Genomic DNA, 16,100 nt, shown 5'->3' with positions numbered 1-16,100 from the left:
TTGCTGTTCTTCCGTTAAAAGAACACGTCCAAGCTCAGATAAACCTGATCCGCGCTTTCGACCGGCATCAGCGAGCCTGTGTCCTCGGCGATCATCAGGGCGGCGGTCATCAGCCGCGCATCGTCGGTCGCGTAAGGCTTGACGTTCCAGTCCGCGCCGGTGTAGTCGTACCAGTAATGCTGCCAGCCGAGCCGCAGAAACGCCTTGGCATGTTCGGAGAGCTTTTCGCCCACTGGCAGATCGTAGAGCATGTACAGCTCCGCCGCCTGGCCGCGTGTCGCCAGCTTGGAGAGATAGAGATCGTCGTGACCGGGACTGAAGGCGATCCAGTGTTCCGAGCTGTAGTTGTACTCCGCGCCGATCTTGAAGGGGCTGTCGGGAATGTCCCAGCGCAGGCCCGCATAGAGGGCGAAGCCGTTCTCGGCGCCGGTGTTGGGCCGCCAGTCCGGGTTGGCGGCCATGCTGCCGTCCGGCTGCATAAGCATGGCTGTCGCGTAGTCGTTGAACATGCCGTTCGCGCCTGGCGCGGTGCGGCTCCAGCCGCCGGAGAGGAAATAATTGAAATCCGAGACCTTGCTCTGATAGACCAGCGAGCTGTGGTAAATCTTGCCCTCGGTGCGGTTCGGGCCGGCCAGCTGCTCCATCATCGCGTCAACAGCATCGCTGGCGAAGTCAGGCCGCTGGAACATGTTGAAGGCGACAAAGGACTGGAAATAGAGCAGGCGGTCATCTTTCTCAAACACATCCCAGCTGATGCCGGTGAAATCGGTGTCATCGAGCGTGGCCAGCTCCTGCGCGGTGGCCGCGTCCCATTGCAGGCCGTTCTCAAAGCCGCGCCCGTAGCACCAGCGGATGCGGCCTGCGCCCAGCGCGTCCAAGCCGATGTCGCCCCAGTCGTACTGATAGCCCAAGGTCGAGCCGTCAAAGGCGTAGTCCATGTAAGCGGTGGTGGTGGCCATTTTCTTGTCGGTGCCGAGCCGGACTTCTGACGGCATTCCGTCTGTGGTCGGGCGGCGGCCAATCGAGAACCAGACCGGCAGGCCGGCGATGTTGGTCCAGTTGATGAAGGCGCGGTCCACCCGCAGGGCGTTGTCGGACGGGGTGCGGCTGACATTGCCGTCAAACTGCGGCCACCAGCTGTTCAGGTCGTTGCGGGGATAGCTCTCCATGCCCCAGACCTTGTACATGGCGAGGCGGCCCTTGAAGGTGAGATTCTCGGCGGCCTTGGCCTCCATGTTCAGGCGGAAGCGGTTGGTGAAGAGGCTGTCGTTGCTGTAGTTGCGGCTTTCGGTTCCGCCAGTCTGCGGATTGATGAAGGCCGCGCCGTCCGCGCTGTAGGCATCAAGGCGGGCGCGGAAGTCGCCGGAGAACTGGAAGCGCGAGGCCCAGGCCGCCGCCTCGGATTTTTCCTCCAGCTCGCCGAGCTTGCTGTCCAGCTCCTCGACTTTGCCGTCCACGCCTGCCACTTTTTCGCTGAGGCGGCCTGCCGCGCCGTCAACGTTCTCCTGCTGTTTTGCCAGCTGAGATTTCAGCTCGTCCAGCTCGCGGGACAGCTCCTCGACCCGGCGGGCAAGGTCGGCGTTGTTGCTGTTTGTCTGTGTGCCAGCCAAGGCGGCGGCAGGCAGGGCCATCAGGCCAGCAAGGGCTAATGCAGAAATTTTCTTTCGCATTTTCTTCGCTCTTTTTTAGAATTTCCGAGAAGGTTCAGTTTGCAATGCCGCATGAAAAGTATACTGCGGCAGGCGGGAAAGACCAAGGTCAAAGCAGCAAGGCGGCCAGCCGCCCCGCCGCTGGCCGCCTTGCCGTGATGCCGCCCGGTCAGGGGCGGAAGATCAGAAGCCCACCAGCTCCACGTCAAAGACTAACCAGGCATTGGGCGGAATGATGCCGCCGCCCGCGCCCTGCTCGCCGTAAGCGAGGCTCGACGGGATGATCAGGGTGCGCTTCTCGCCCTGCTTCATGCTGCTGAGGGCCATGTCCCAGCCGGGAATGACCCGGCCCCTGCCGACCTCAAACTCAATCGGCTCGCCCCGGTCATAGGAGCTGTCGAATTTCCGGTCGTTCTCCAGCAGGCGGCCTGTGTAATGGACGCTGATCCGCGCGCCCGGCGCAGGAGCCGCCCCTTGGCCCGCCTTGTTCACCACCCAATGCAGACCCTCCTTGTTCGACTGCACCTTGGGCCAGCGTTTTTTGATGAGCTGGACAGTCTTCTTCTGTCCCTCGGCAGCACCGGCCTGTTTCTTGGCCTCAATCTCTTCCTTGGCTTTGTCAAAGGCGGCCTGATCGGTCTGGAACTGCTGCGCCTTCTCGCCTTGGCGGATGATTTCAACCGTGCTGATCAGATCGCCCTGCTGAATGCTGTCCACCACGTTCTGGCTCTCGACCACCTTGCCGAAGATGGTGTGCTTGTCGTTCAGATGCGGGGTGGCGACATGGGTGATGAAAAACTGCGAGCCGTTGGTGCCTGGCCCGGCGTTGGCCATGGCCAAAATGCCCGGCCCGGTGAATTTCAGCCCGGACTCGAATTCATCGGCAAAGGTGTAGCCCGGCCCGCCGGTGCCGGTGCCGAGCGGGCAGCCGCCTTGAATCATGAAGTCTTTGATCACCCGGTGAAATTTCAGGCCGTCGTAGAAGCGGGTGCCGGTCGGCTGGCTGGCTCCGCCGTAGGCCAGCGTGCCTTCTGCCAAGCCGACAAAGTTGATTACCGTCAGCGGCGCCTTGTCGTAAAACAGCTCCAGCAGGATGTCGCCTTTGCTGGTCTTGATCTTCGCGTAGAGTCCGTCTTTCATTTTGTTTTCCTTGGATTCTGAGGTTGTTGCCGAGTGTTGCGCTGAGACGGGCTGTCCTGAAAACAACAGCAGCATGGACAGGGCCAGCGCGGAAAAAAGACGCGGAAGCAGCGGGTTCATGGATATCCCTCCGACAGAAAGTTGATGGTGAGTACACAGAAAAAGCAGATGAAAATAACTGTTACAGGACACCGGGCGGCATCTCCGGCGCCTGCTCGCCGCCAAGGACAAAGCCGCCGTCCAAGCGCAGCGTCGCGCCAGTCATGAAGTCAGTTTGAAGCAGGAAGAGCACGGCCTCGGCGACTTCTTCCGGCCTGCCGGTGCGGCCCAGCAAGGTGTGCGCCAGCAGGGCTTCACGCTCCGTCGCATTGAGCAAGCTCCAGCCGCGTGTGCCTGGCCCGTGGCGGCTGTTGATCAGGCCGAGCATCAGCTCGTTGACCCGGATGGACGGCGCGCCCAGCCTTGCCCAAGTTTCCGTGAGCGAGGCCACGCCCCGGCTGGCTGCGGCATAGCCGTCGCTGAAGAGCAGCCCAGCCGGGCCGGAACGCCCGATCAGTGCCGCCACTGAGGAAATATTGACCACAGCGGCCTGCTCCGCCCGGCGCAGCAGCGGCAGACATTGCTCAAAAACCAGCCACTTGGCATGGAGGGTGGTTTCAAACTCCAATTGCCACTGGCCGCTGTTGACCGGGCGGCTGTAGCTGCCGTGGACTATCGGCATTCCGCCCCGCTCAATGTTGTTGACCAAAACATGCAGGCAGCCGAATTCCGCCTCGATCCGCGCGGCCATTGCCGCCACGCTCTCCGGCGCGCGCAGGTCAGCCTGAAGGACGAGATGGCCACTGAACTCCGCCGCCATCTCCTGCGCTGACTCCGGCCAGTCAAACCACGGCAGGCAGAGGCGCATCCCCTCGGCGGCCAGCCTGCGGGCGATGGCCCGGCCCACGCCCCGGCTTGCGCCCAGCACCAAAGCGTTTTTCCGGGCCGTCACTTGTCCAAGCGGTGGCTTGCGCCCGCATTGACCTTCAGCGGCACGGCCAGTTCCATGACTGATTCCATCAGCGGCACGATCAAGTTTTGGACAGCCGCCGCCTCATCTTCTGCTACCTCGAAAACCAGCTCGTCGTGGATTTGCAAAAGCAGCTTGGCTCGGAACTGCCCGTTCTTCAAGGTTTCATGCGCCTTGAGCATCGCCAACTTGATGATGTCCGACGCTGTGCCCTGAATTGGCGTGTTGATCGCTGTGCGCTCGGCAAATTCCCGACGGCTGCGGTTGGATGAGTTGATTTCCGGCAGCAGCCTGCGCCTGCCAAGCAGCGTGCTGACATAGCCGTCCATCTTGGCCTGCTCAATAGTCGCGTCCATGAACCGCCGGATGCCCGGATATTGCTCAAAATAGCGGTCAATGAAAAGCTGGGCCTCGCGGCGGCTGATGCCGAGCTGCTCGGAAAGGCCGAAGCTGGACATTCCATAGACAATGCCGAAGTTGATGCTTTTGGCGATCCGGCGCATGTCGGATGTTATCAATGAGCGGGAGACCCGGAAGATGTCCGCCGCTGTGCAGGCGTGAATGTCCTCATCCTTCCTGAATGCCTCAATTAAAGCGGCATCTTGGCTGTAATGCGCCAGAACGCGGAGGTCTATCTGCGAATAATCAGCGGCCAGCAGCAGGCAGCCGGGCTGGGCGACAAAGGCGGCGCGGATGCGGCGGCCTTCTTCGCTGCGGATGGGAATATTCTGCAAATTCGGATTATTGGAACTGAGCCGCCCGGTGGCGGTGCCGCATTGATTGAAAGAGGAATGCACCCGCCCGCTGACCGAACTGACATGCTCTGGCAGCTTGTCAACATAAGTGGATTTCAGCTTGGCGAGGTTGCGGAAGCGGACAATCAGCGCGGGCAGCTCGTGCCGCCACGCCAGTTTTTCCAGCACCTGCGCGTCGGTGGAATAGCCGGTCTTGGTCTTGCGGTCACGCGGCAGGTTCAGCTCTTCAAACAGCACTTCAGCCAGCTGCTGGGGCGAGTTGATGTTAAACGGATGGCCTGCCGCAAGGTGAATTTCTGTTTCCAGCAGGGCCAGCTGGGCGGCGAAATCTTCAGAAATCTGGCCCAGCAGCTCCTGATCAATAAGAATGCCGCTGTGTTCCATGTCCGCCAAGACGGGAATCAGCGGCCCTTCCACTTCGATGAAGAGCTGCCAGAGGCCGAGCCGCTCCAGCTCAGGCCGCTGCTGCAAGAAAAGGCGCAGGCTGCCCTGCACATCCTCGCAGCTGTAATCCTTGGCCTTGTTCAGCGGCACCCGGCAAAAGGCATCCGCCGCCTTGCTCGCCTCGGTCACTTCGGCGAAGGAGGTGAGCTTGAAGCCCTGCTCCAAACAGAGGTCGTCCAGCTTGTACGAGCGGCGGTTGGGATCAAGCAGCCATGCTCCAATCATGCTGTCCCAGAGCGGCCCTGCCAAGTGCAGGCCGCCGTTCTGCGGCGCGGCCAAGACGGCGTAATCATACTTGAGATTGTGGCCGATCTTCGGCAGACGGCCATCTGTCAGAAGTGGGCCGACCAGCTCCAAAATATCTTGCCGATGAAGCTGTTCCGGCAAAAGCTGGCCGAGCGCGTCGCGGTGGCCGCAGGGCAGATACCACGCCTGCCCAATGCCGGTGCAAAGAGAAAGACCGACCAGCTCGGCTTGGAGCGGGTCAAGTGAAGTGGTTTCAGTGTCTATAACTAAATATTCCGCTGTGCGCAACTCATCTGCCAGCCGCTCCAGCTCGTCGCGGCGGGTGATGAGCTGAAACCCTGCGGTGTCTAATCCGGCAGCAGGCACATCGCTCTTGAGCAGGCTGGTGAATTCCAGCTCGGTGAGCAGCTCGCGCAGCAGTCCCGCATCCGGCGCGGCGACGCGGTATTTCTCCAAATCCGTTTCCACCTCGGCCTGCTCGTCAAGCCGCACCAATTCGCGGGCAAGAAAGGCATCCTCGCGATGCGCCAGCAAGTTTTCTTTGACCTTGGACTTCTTCATCCCGGCGACCTGCGCGTACAGCTCCTCCAGCGTGCCGTGCTCGGCAAGCAGCTTCTGCGCCGTCTTCGGCCCCACGCCCGGCACGCCCTTGATGTTGTCGGAGCTGTCGCCAATCAGGGCGAAATAATCGAGCAGCCGCGTTGGAGGCAGGCCGTACTTCTCCTCAACCGCCGCCGCGTCCAGCAGCTTGTCGCTCATCGGCTCCCAGCAGGTGATGTCCGCGCCGACCAATTGCAGCAGGTCTTTGTCGCCGGAAACCACGACCACGTGGCAGCCTTGTTCAGCCAGACGCTTGGCGGCAGCGGCGATCAGGTCATCAGCCTCAAGCCCTTGCGTGGCGAGGCTGAATATCCGATACGCCTCAGTGATCCGGCGGATGTAAGGAATCTGGACAGCCAGATCCTCCGGCATGGCCGGGCGGTTGGCTTTGTAGTCAGCGGCAATTTGATGGCGGAATGTCGGCCCCTTGCTGTCAAAGGCCACGGCTATATATTCCGGTCGCTTCTCGCGCAAAATGCGGCGGATGATGCTGATGAAGCCGAAAACCGCGTGCGTGGGCAGGCCGCCGCTGGTATGCAGCGGTTTGACCGCATGAAAGGCGCGGTAGATGTACGCGCTGCCGTCGATGAGATAGACTGTTTTGCCGGAGGAGTTCATAGCCCGGCCAGTCTATCTTATTTTGCTGACGCTGCCCAGTTTTTTTGCATGGCCGACGGCGAAGCAGGCTTGTTCCGCCATGCTCGGCCCGTCCTGCGCAAGGACGTAAATGCCAATTTTGCAGTATTCTTTAAAGCCTAAACTCTGATACACGCCTTTTCCCATGCCGGTGGAATGCAGCACGCCGATGCGGCAGCCTGCCTGCCTAGCGGCCCGCAGAGCCGCCGCCGTCACTGCCCCGCCAATGCCTTGCCGTCTGGCCGCCGGCGCGGTGCTGACTCCGTAGATGCCTGCTGCGCCTGCCGCCAGCGACAGCAATGCCTTGGCTACCGGAACCCCGTTCTTCCAGACGAGCCACCGCCGCCCGGACTTGCTCGGCCCGATGCCCCACTGCCGGTGAAATGCGAAGACATGCTCGATGTTCTCCGGCGGCAGCCGCCATTTCTCCACCACCAAATCCGCATACTCCCGGAGGCTGCGCAGATCATCCACCTCGCGCAGTTCCACGCCGGGCGGCAGCGGCGGCGGCTCTGGCAGACAGGCAAGATCAGCCGCCATGCCTGCAAGCTCATACAGCAGGCTGAAGCCGTGCCGGACAAGATGCGCGGCCAAATCAGGCGGCTGCGTTGACGGCGTGACAGCCCAGATCATCTGCGCCTGCCGCTCCCGAAAATACGCAATGTTCGCCGTGATCTCCGCCGTGATGTCTGTTCCGGCCCGCCAGTCTGTGCGCAGCACGCCGTTGTAGGGAATCTGCGGAATGGCGCAGGCGATGCGGACAATGCCGCCGTCCTGATGCAGCTCGCCGCCAATGCGGCCAAAATTGCCCCAGCTCTCGACGAAATTCTCCTCTATCGCCCGAACCAGCGCGGCAGGAGAAAAATCGTGCAGCATCATGCTGTTCATCTGAATCTGAATGATCCCGGTTGAAGGAACGCGCAGCAAAGCTGCTCTTTTCAGAGATAGCAGCATTCAGCAGTCTTTTCAAGAAAATTGGGCCTGCATATGTTTCAGCTGGAATGATCACGCATCATGCCCTGCGCCAGAGCGGCATACGCCGCCCGCAGCTCCGCCAGCAGCTTTTCCGCATCTAAATGCTGCCGGTAATACGCCCGCGCCTGCGCTGCCTGCTCCTCGCGGAGCGCCGCGTCACGGCTGAGACGTGATGCCTGCGCCCACATCGCCTGCGGGCTGTCCACTTCAAGCCATGCTCCTGCTCCCGGCGGGAGACCGCGCAGTGCTCCTTTGCGGGCGACTATCGCCCGTCCGGCAGCCAATGCCTCCACCACCTTGATCTGCACGCCGGTGCCGGATGCGGTGGGCAGCAGGATGATGCCGCAGTCCTGATAGGGCTGGCAGGAATCGGCGTATCTCGCCGTTTTGCGCGCCTCCGGCCAATTGGCGAATTGCGCCAGGCCGCCGTAAATGCTGACCGGCAGGGCAGGGGGCGCGGCTTGACTGAGCCAGCGCAGTCCTTCCTGATTGAAGCGGTTGACTGAACCAATCAGGCCGACTTGCTCGGTCAAGGGGAATTGAGAAGGCTGGACCAGCGGCGGATTCCAGAGCACCTTGGTCAAGCCCCGGCGGCGGAGTTCGATTTCCTCGTCCTTGGAAATGACCACCACCAGATCAGCAGCGGCCAGTTCTTCGGTCTCCCGGCGGCAGCCGCCCCGCATGACCTGCGAAAGCAAATCGTGAACAATAACCACTTTGGGGCAGCGGGTCGGCAGCCAAGCCCAGTAGCTGTAGTTGATCACAACTAAGTCAGCATCGCGGCTGCATTCAAGCAGGAAATCGGGCGGAAAGGCATGGCGGTGGTAGGGATTGGCATGACCGAAGGCCCGCTCCAGCCCCAGCCCTTTGCAGACCGCGCCGTAGGCCAGCCCAGCAAGCTGCCGCCAGCTGCGCGCAGGATGCAGCTCCTCGCGCAGCCGCACGGAAAAGCCGCGCTCCTCAATCTGCTGTCTTGCCGTATCTGTCCAGCCCATGCCCGCAGGCCGGGAGGCTGCGGAGACGATGGAGCATTCGCCCATAGTCCGCAGCAGGTTGAGATGCTTCCACATCTCCACCTTGCCGCCATGGTCGGCAGGCAGCGGGCAGTAGGGAGTGAGGACTGCGGATTTCATAAATTTTTTTCAAAAAATCGGACATAGGCTTCTGCTGCTTTGTCCGGCGCATACTCCCTTTCCGCCTTGCTTCTGCCTTGAGCGCCGGCCCGGCGGCGCAATCCGCAGTCCGCCAGCAGTCGGCAGACCGCTTCAGCAAACTCCAGGCGGTCTGGCCTTGCCACCGGGTTTTCGGTTCCTGCAAGCATTTCCTGCGCCCCGCCGCAGGGAGAGGCGGCAACAGCCTTGCTGCGGGACATAGCCTCTAACACAGAATTGGGAAAAGTGTCCCACTTAGATGGCGAAAGCACAACCCAAGCCCGGCGATAGGCCGCATCCAAAGATTCTTGATGCAACACACCCAAATATTGAAGCGCATCGCTCTCGATCCTTTTGCTCAACCAAAGCAGCAGCGAAGGGATTCCTCTTGCCGAGCTGTCCGCGCCGGCAATCTCCAGCACAGCAGAGGGGAACCGCTGCCGAACCACGCGCAGCAGATTGGGCAGATATTGAATTCCCTTGCCGAAATCGATCCGGCCCACCATCAGCAGAATCGGTTTTTCTGCCTCAGCATTATGCCAGAATTTGGGCAGTTCAACTGGATTAGGCAGCGTGACCGTCGAAGCCGGAAGATTCAGGCCTTGCATCCGAGCCTTGGCTACAATAGCCTTGGAAGGAGCGGTGACAAAATCAGCTGCTTCAATGCTGAACCGCTCAGCAGCCAGCCGCTGCCGCTGCCGGACGCAGGCCAGCCAGATCAAAGGCCGCTGCCAGAAATATGCTGCTTGGGCATAACGGAGGTCATGCAGCACGTCGTTGTAATGCAGTTTGATGCAGACCGGTGGACGATTGTTGTTTCGCAGCAGGGCAGCGCAATGACCAAGATGGTCAGCCCCTTCAATTATATCTGCTTTATGCCTTGCAGCAATTTCAAGCAATTTGCCGACCTGCTCAGGAGCGCCCATGTCTTCCTTGGCGCAAAGACGATAAATAATTCCTCCGTCCGTCTCTTCCACCAGCGGGAGGTCAGGCGCTGTGCTGGTTACTGTCACACAAAAATTGCCTTTGCGGCGCAGGGCGGCAGTTATTATTGCGTTGTAGCGACCGATGCCGGAGCCGTTTGGAGGATACTCCCAATTAAAAAACAGAATATTCAAACCGCCGTTCCTTTTTTCCATATTTTTTGATATAGAGCAACAAGCTGTCCGGCGACGCGTTCAATAGTGTAGTGATCCTCAATGGTCTGCCGCGCAGACCGGCCCAGCCGCAGAGAAAGCTCCTCATCCTCAAGCAGGGCAAGCATCGCTTCGGCTAAGGCCGCGCTGTCATTCACCGGCACTGCCCAGCCGTTGACCTGATGCCTGACAAGCGAAAGATTCGCTGGAATATCAGAGACCAGCACAGGCAGACCCCAGCTCATCGCCTCCAGCAGGGCGTTCGACAGCCCCTCGACCCGCGAAGGCAGGACAAAAAGCCGCGCTCTGCGCAGATATTCGCCAACATCCTTGACCGCCCCGGCGAAATGAACGCTGTCCAAGCAGCCCTGCTGGGCTAATTGCTGCTGCCACGGCGCAGGATCGCCTGCACCAAGCACGGTCAGCCGCGTCCGCCCTTGATCCTCTTTTTGAAACTGCGCCCAAGCGGCAAAGAGGATGTCAAAGGCTTTCCACCGCGCCCCTTGCGTCAGGTTGCCGACATAGACGACCTCGCGGGAACCGGCGACCGGGCTGCGTTCAGCGGGCAGGTCCACGCCGTTGGGAATCAAACTGATTTGTCCGGCAGGAATGCCGCTTTCGCGCAATGAGGCAGCCACCGGCTCAGTCAGGGCGATGAACTCCGCCTGCCGCCGCAGCCAGGCCAGCTTCGCCCGCAGCGGCGCGTCATAACTGATTTTTGCAGCGGCGGGAAAGGTCGCCTCCTTGCAGACCACCGGCAGTCCCAGCCCTTGGCAGGCCCACATCACCGCCCCGGCGATCCAGTGCGCCTCATGGACATGAACGATATCAATCTGCTGGAAATTCTCCTGAAAAAACTGCCGCAGCCCGCGCATGAAGGAAAAGCGGGCCAGCCGGACAAAAGGCAGCGGCAGCCAGAAATCCGCCGCTTCGGTCAGCGGCCTTGGCAGCCGCTTTCGCCATGCCAGCAGCCTGTTTTTGCTGAACTCCTCCAGCCAAGCGAACGTGCCGAGCCGCCGCACCAAATACCCTTCCGGCATGATCTCTTCCGGCGGCAGATCAGAATGCAGGCGGCTGGTCAGCACCTCGCAGCGATGGCCTTGCCGGGTCAGCTCGGCGGCCAGCTTGCGGCACTGCCGCTCTGCCCCGCCTTCCGGGCAGGGATGGAACTTCCAGACCACCATGCAGATGTTCATCAGCGGCCCGCCTTTTTCACCGCCAAAATATGCGCCCCGCTGACAGTGACATCCGCAGTCTGAAATTTAGTCCGCCTGCCCTTCGGCCAGCAGCTTGGCAAGATTCTCCGCTGCAAAGGCGATGTCCCCGTCCTGGCTCAGGGCAATCTGGTAGTTGCGCACGGCCTCGTCCTTGCGGCCCAAGCGTTGCAAGTTGAGGGCAAGGTTGGCGTAGTCGATGGCCGAGACCGGGTTGAGCTGCACCGCCCGCTGGAAGTGATGCACAGCCTGCTCGAAGCGGCTGGCCTTGTAGTGGCAGACACCGAGGATGTTGTGCATGTCGGGCCGCTCCTCGTCGCAGGCCAGCCCCTGCTCCAGCAGCGGCACAGCTTCTTCAAAGCGGCATAGGTCGCGCAGACAGGCCCCGCAGTAGGAGTAGAGGTAGGGCCTGTCCTCGTCCTGTGGCTCAAGGGCCAGCACCTTGGTGAAGCAGGCCAGCGCGGCCTCGGCCAGGCCTTGGTCGTAGAGATTGCGCCCCCGGTAGAATTCGAGGTAATACGCCTGCGGCAGCTCCTGGCTCATCGTTGCCAGCTTGTCTTCCAAGGCCGCTGGATCAAGCAGTTCTGCTGCCAGCTTGGCCGCGAAGAGTGCCGCGTCGCCGGAGGCCGCCCGCTCGCGGAAGTGCGCGCCGGGAATGATGGTGTAGGCCGCCGGTATTTGCAGCTGCGGGTGCATGGTGTTGACCGCCAGTGCCTCCATGCCCCGCTGGCGCAGGGCTTCAAGGCAGCCGCGCAGCTCATCGAGCATGTCGTCCGCGCTGAGGTCAGGCAGAGCACTGAGGGCGACGGTCTGGCCGGGATTGACGACGTAGTCCACCTCGTCCAGCGTGAGCGGCTTGGGCAACCCGGAAGCAACGTAGTTGGAGCTGGACTCGAAGTCGCCAGCCAGCTGCGCCACCTCGGTCAGGGCGCGGATCAGGGCCTTGTCCGGCCCCGGCGTGGTGCCTGCGGTGTAAACCAGCTCGCTCTTCTCCGGGAAGGTGGCCGGATCCCAGGCCAGCACCCCGACAGTCGGGATGCCGGTGTCGAGCGAGAAGTCGTTGCAGTGCAGCCGTATGCCGTTGCGCTTGAACTTCTCAAGCAGCTCGCGGGCCACTGGGTCGCTCACGCTGCTGAGGTCAATCGCCGGGACAGGCCGCTGCTCCCGCGCAATCACCGCGCAGACATGCCGCTCGATGATCTCGCTAATGCCTTGCAGCATGGCCTCCTCGATGGTGTTGCCCGCGCAGGGGCCGTTGAACTCGTTGATGGCGTAGAACCACGAGAACGGCACCAGCACGTCCTCGTCGCGGCTGAGGTTCCGCGCCCAAGTCCAGCGCAGCGGCAGCCCGGCCAGGAGCCGCTCCAGCAGATCCGGGCTGCGGGTCTCATCATGCACCGAGCGCAGCAGCTCGGTCAGCGGCAGGACAGGATGCCCGGCAGCGCGCATGGCCGCGTAGTCGCCGACAAGGAAGTTGTCCGCATTCTTGAGGAAGGCGAAGAAGCTGAAGCGCTCGGCCAGCTCCATGCAGGCGCTGGCCTTGGACTGCTCCGGCGTGGAGCCTTTGCCCATCTGCTTCTTGGTGCCGATGATCCGGGCCGCGTCTCTGCCGCAGACGCTGAAGAAGACCGGGATGTCTAAGCGCCCGGTGTCAATCCGCCGCACTTCTTTGAGGATGTCGAGCTGGGCTGCCTTCAGCCGCTCCTGAAAGCGTTCCACGGTCTGCACGGGCGTGCAGGCTTTGTCTTGGTCGTAGGTGTAGTGCTTCGGGCAGCTGCTGAGGCGGATGGTGTTGGTGCGCATGAATTTTTTTGAGATGAAGAAACAGAAATGGCGCGCCAGGCGCGGGAGCTGAAAATATTTACGCAAGCAGCTTAGAGTACTTTACAACGACAATTCTGGCAGCAGGCAGTGGCTGTACAAACGTTTGGGGTCGCCATGCAAAAGAAATTCCTGCTCCCGGACAGAACGGTCAATAAAGAGCAAACTGTCTGGCGCGACGGCCAGCCGGATGGAATGCAGACTGCGCAAAAATATTTCCGCCGGACTGAAGTCCTCTTCAACCGGCGCGGCCTGATCCGCAGGCAGACCGGCCAGCTTGGCGGCGGCGGCCACTGCGTCATTGAGGCTGCCGAGCTGGTCGGCCAGACCCAGCTCAAAGGCCGCCGCGCCGTCCCAGACTTGGCCTCCAGCGATTTTCTCCACATCCTCGCGGTTCATTTTCCGCCCTTCGGCGACAATGTCGATGAAGCGGCGGTAGCCCTGCTCAACCTGCGTCTGCATGGCCCGGCGGAAATGCTCCGGCAGAGGCCGCCCGACACTTCCGGCTCCGGCCAGCTCGGTGGTGCCGATGCCATCGCTATAAATACCCGCCTTAGCCAAGGTTTTCTCAAAGGTGGGAAGAAGGCCGAAAATGCCAATCGAGCCGGTGATTGTATAAGGCGAGGCGACAATCCGGTCAGCGGCGGCGGCAATCCAGTAGGCACCTGAAGCGGCTGCGGAACCCATCGACACCACCACCGGCTTGCCCGTCTTGCGGAGCAGAAGCAGCTCCTGGCGGATCAACTCTGACGCGAAGGCACTGCCGCCGCCGCTGTCAATGCGCAGCACCACCGCCTTCACCTGCGAATCCTGCCGCAGCTTGCGGAGCTGGCGCACCAGCGCGGCGGAGCCGATCTGGTTCTCGCCGCCCTCGCCATAGACGATGTCGCCCTGCGCGGTGAGGATGGCCACCCGGTCTTTATCGGATGGCGTGCTGCTGCTGACCGCGTTCAGGTAGGTACTGAAATCAATTTGTTTGAAACCGCTGTCCTCATCCGTGCCGCCGCCGACTAGTCCGCGCAGATGGCTGCGCAGCTCCTCCTCGTTTTTCAGGCCGTCCACCAGCCTGCTTTGCTGGGCCATCAGGGCGGCATCGCCGCCTGCGGCCTCCAGCCGTTCGGCCAGCCTGCTGATCACGTCCTGAAATTCCTGCGGGGTCATGCGCCGCTGTTCGGCGATGTCGCGGCTGAAGCTGTCCCAGAGACGGCCCAGCCAGCGGCTGCTGTTCGCCTTGGCCTCCGGCGACATGTCCTTGCGCAGGAACGGCTCCACAGCGGATTTGAACTCGCCGACCCGGAAGACATGAACGTTGATTTCCAGTTTGTCCAGCAGCTCGCGCAGATAGAGGCTGAAAAGGCCGAAGCCGGTCAGGCTAACTTCCCCCATCGGATGGAGGTAAATTTCATCGCTCCACGCGGCAAGGTAGTACTGCCCCTGACTGTAGTTGTCGGCAGCGGCGATGACCCGCTTGCCAGCGGCGCGGAACTCGGCCACGGCTTGGCCGATGTCGCGGAGCTGATCCAGCCCTGCCTGCTCCAGCTGGTCAGGCAGAATGACCAGCAGCTTGATCCGGCTGTCTTTGGCCGCCGCCCGCAGGCCGCTGATGATGTCTTGCAGGAACAGCTCCTTGCGCTGCGGGGCGTTACTGAACAGGCCGCTCAGTTCCTCAGCAGGATTAACCGGCAGGTTTTTCTCAAGAATGCTGCCGCGCGGTGCCAGCACCAAAGCCGCGCCGTCGGGCACCGCCGTCGGCGTGGCCTGCCGGTGCAGCGAGACCGCGCCGAAAATCACAGCGATGACGACAAATAGAACGCAGCCGGTGAAGCAGATACTGGCAAGGGCCGTGAACCGCCAAACCCAGCGGAGAAGGGAGATGAGTCGTTCCAAGGGGATAAACGGCGGCGGGGCTGCCCCCGCCGCAGCTCAGTCGAGATATTTGTGCACCGCCGTTTTAAGGTCAGCAGTGTTGGCGGACTTGACGATGTATTCGTCCGAAGCCCATGCGCCGAAATCCTGCTTGTATTCAGGATAGGCGGAGCTGAGAATCACCGGCAGACTGGCATTGCGCTCCTTCATCTGCCGCAGCACCTCAATGCCGTTCATGCCTGGCATGTTGATGTCAAGGATGACCAAGTCCGGCGGCGCGGCCTCGAACTGGCGCAGGGCCTGCTCACCATTCAGGGCCGTCTCCACAGCGAAACCCTCTTCCTCCAGCTCCTCGCGGTACAGGAACAGGATGACTTCCTCGTCATCAACAATCAGTATCTTTTTCTTCGTTTCCACAGCGGCCTCCTTGATTGTTCCGCAGCCCTTGTCACGCTATATTTGGGCTTCGCGGAGATAGCGGCAGGCATCTTCCGGCGGCATCGGGTTGATATAAAAACCGGTGCCCCATTCAAAACCGGCGATGCTGGTCAGCTTGGGCACGATCTCGAAATGCCAGTGATAATGCTCCAGCGGTCTGGAGCGCAGCGGCTGGGTGTGCAGAACAAAGTTGTAGGGAATGCCGGGAATGCAGGCATCTAACCGCCGCAGGGTCTCGGAAAAAATACCAGCCAGATCGGCAAGTGAAGCCTCGTCCTGCTCGATGTAGGAGGAATTGTGCTTTTTCGGCAGCACCCACATCTCGAAAGGCGTGCGCGGGGCAAAGGGGGTCAGGGTGACGAAGCGGCTGTTCTCGCAGACTACGCGCACCTCCTGCTGCATCTCCTGACGGATGATGTCGCAGAAGACGCAGCGTTCTTTGTAGCTGTAATACTGCCTGCTGCCGTCCAATTCCGAGACCAGCATTCTTGGCATGACCGGCAGGGCGACGAGCTGGGAATGAGAATGCTCCAGAGAGGCCCCGGCGGCGCGGCCATTGTTCTTGAAAACCATGACGTAGGAGAAGCGCTCGTCCTTGGACAGATCAGCGATGCGCTCCTTGAAGGCCCGGAAGGTGAGCATCATCTGCTGCGGCGGCAAAAAACTGAAACGGGCAGCGTGATCCGGGCTTTCAATCACCACCTCATGCGCGCCGATGCCGTTCATCCGGTCGTACAGCCCCTCGCCCTGCTTGTCCAGCTCGCCCTCGATGACCAAGGCCGGGTACTTGTTCGGCACCACCCGCAGCTGCCAGCCGGGCGTGTTGGCCTGCTGGCTGTGGCTCCGGCCATACACCAAGACCTCCGGCGGCGTGGTGCGCTCGTTGTCCGGGCAGAGCGGACAGAAACCGCCCTTTGATTCGTGGCAGTCCACCGCGAAATCGCTGGGCCGCTTGCTCCGCTCTCTGGCGATGATGATCCAGCGTCCGAGAATCGGGTCTTTCCGCAGTTCAGGCATGAC

At 61.4% G+C, this 16,100-nt stretch carries 12 protein-coding genes; all 12 read right to left on the bottom strand.

Annotated features, from left to right (window positions below):
- Positions 1 to 14 precede the first annotated feature (14 nt).
- The 12 genes from ACNKH3_RS12885 to galT all read right to left on the bottom strand — a co-directional run bounded on the left by ACNKH3_RS12885 (position 15) and on the right by galT (position 16,097).
- Positions 15 to 1,670, bottom strand: a complete 1,656-nt coding sequence (locus ACNKH3_RS12885; protein WP_420209517.1) for a DUF3373 family protein — start codon at positions 1,668 to 1,670, stop codon at positions 15 to 17.
- Between the two features lie 162 nt (positions 1,671 to 1,832).
- On the bottom strand, positions 1,833 to 2,909 hold the full coding sequence (locus ACNKH3_RS12880) for a peptidylprolyl isomerase (RefSeq protein WP_420209516.1): 1,077 nt from the start codon (positions 2,907 to 2,909) through the stop codon (positions 1,833 to 1,835).
- 61 nt (positions 2,910 to 2,970) lie between these two features.
- A complete protein-coding gene (locus ACNKH3_RS12875; protein WP_420209515.1) occupies positions 2,971 to 3,780 on the bottom strand; it encodes an SDR family NAD(P)-dependent oxidoreductase in 810 nt (269 codons plus the stop codon).
- Positions 3,777 to 6,461 carry a DNA polymerase I gene (gene polA, locus ACNKH3_RS12870; RefSeq protein ID WP_420209514.1) on the bottom strand — a complete coding sequence of 895 codons (2,685 nt, stop codon included), beginning with the start codon at positions 6,459 to 6,461 and terminating at the stop codon, positions 3,777 to 3,779. Before polA ends, ACNKH3_RS12875 begins: the two co-directional genes overlap by 4 nt.
- A gap of 12 nt (positions 6,462 to 6,473) precedes the next feature.
- Entirely contained in the window at positions 6,474 to 7,367 is an 894-nt protein-coding gene (locus tag ACNKH3_RS12865) for a GNAT family N-acetyltransferase (protein WP_417917183.1), read from the bottom strand.
- A 104-nt stretch (positions 7,368 to 7,471) separates the two neighbouring features.
- Positions 7,472 to 8,587 (bottom strand): glycosyltransferase family protein, encoded by a 1,116-nt coding sequence (locus ACNKH3_RS12860; RefSeq protein WP_420209513.1) that lies wholly within the window; start codon positions 8,585 to 8,587, stop codon positions 7,472 to 7,474.
- Positions 8,584 to 9,744, bottom strand: coding sequence for a glycosyltransferase family 4 protein (locus tag ACNKH3_RS12855; RefSeq protein WP_420209512.1), 1,161 nt, complete (start codon positions 9,742 to 9,744; stop codon positions 8,584 to 8,586). Before ACNKH3_RS12855 ends, ACNKH3_RS12860 begins: the two co-directional genes overlap by 4 nt.
- Positions 9,720 to 10,937 (bottom strand): glycosyltransferase family 4 protein, encoded by a 1,218-nt coding sequence (locus ACNKH3_RS12850; RefSeq protein WP_420209511.1) that lies wholly within the window; start codon positions 10,935 to 10,937, stop codon positions 9,720 to 9,722. The genes ACNKH3_RS12855 and ACNKH3_RS12850 overlap by 25 nt, the downstream gene beginning before the upstream one ends.
- Before the next feature lie 66 nt (positions 10,938 to 11,003).
- Positions 11,004 to 12,758 (bottom strand): YcaO-like family protein, encoded by a 1,755-nt coding sequence (locus tag ACNKH3_RS12845; protein WP_420209510.1) that lies wholly within the window; start codon positions 12,756 to 12,758, stop codon positions 11,004 to 11,006.
- Positions 12,759 to 12,839: 81 nt separating this feature from the next.
- Complete coding sequence (gene sppA, locus ACNKH3_RS12840; protein ID WP_420209509.1) at positions 12,840 to 14,663, bottom strand: signal peptide peptidase SppA; 1,824 nt, start codon at positions 14,661 to 14,663, stop codon at positions 12,840 to 12,842.
- 36 nt (positions 14,664 to 14,699) lie between these two features.
- Positions 14,700 to 15,059, bottom strand: a complete 360-nt coding sequence (locus ACNKH3_RS12835; RefSeq protein ID WP_420209508.1) for a response regulator — start codon at positions 15,057 to 15,059, stop codon at positions 14,700 to 14,702.
- A 36-nt stretch (positions 15,060 to 15,095) separates the two neighbouring features.
- Positions 15,096 to 16,097 (bottom strand): galactose-1-phosphate uridylyltransferase, encoded by a 1,002-nt coding sequence (gene galT / locus ACNKH3_RS12830; protein WP_420209507.1) that lies wholly within the window; start codon positions 16,095 to 16,097, stop codon positions 15,096 to 15,098.
- Positions 16,098 to 16,100 lie beyond the last annotated feature (3 nt).

This window comes from Candidatus Electronema sp. JC (genome assembly GCF_048287365.2).
In the GTDB taxonomy this organism is placed as follows: domain Bacteria; phylum Desulfobacterota; class Desulfobulbia; order Desulfobulbales; family Desulfobulbaceae; genus Electronema.
Note: the sequence above shows the minus strand (reverse complement) of the source record. Positions and strands in the feature narration are given on the sequence as shown.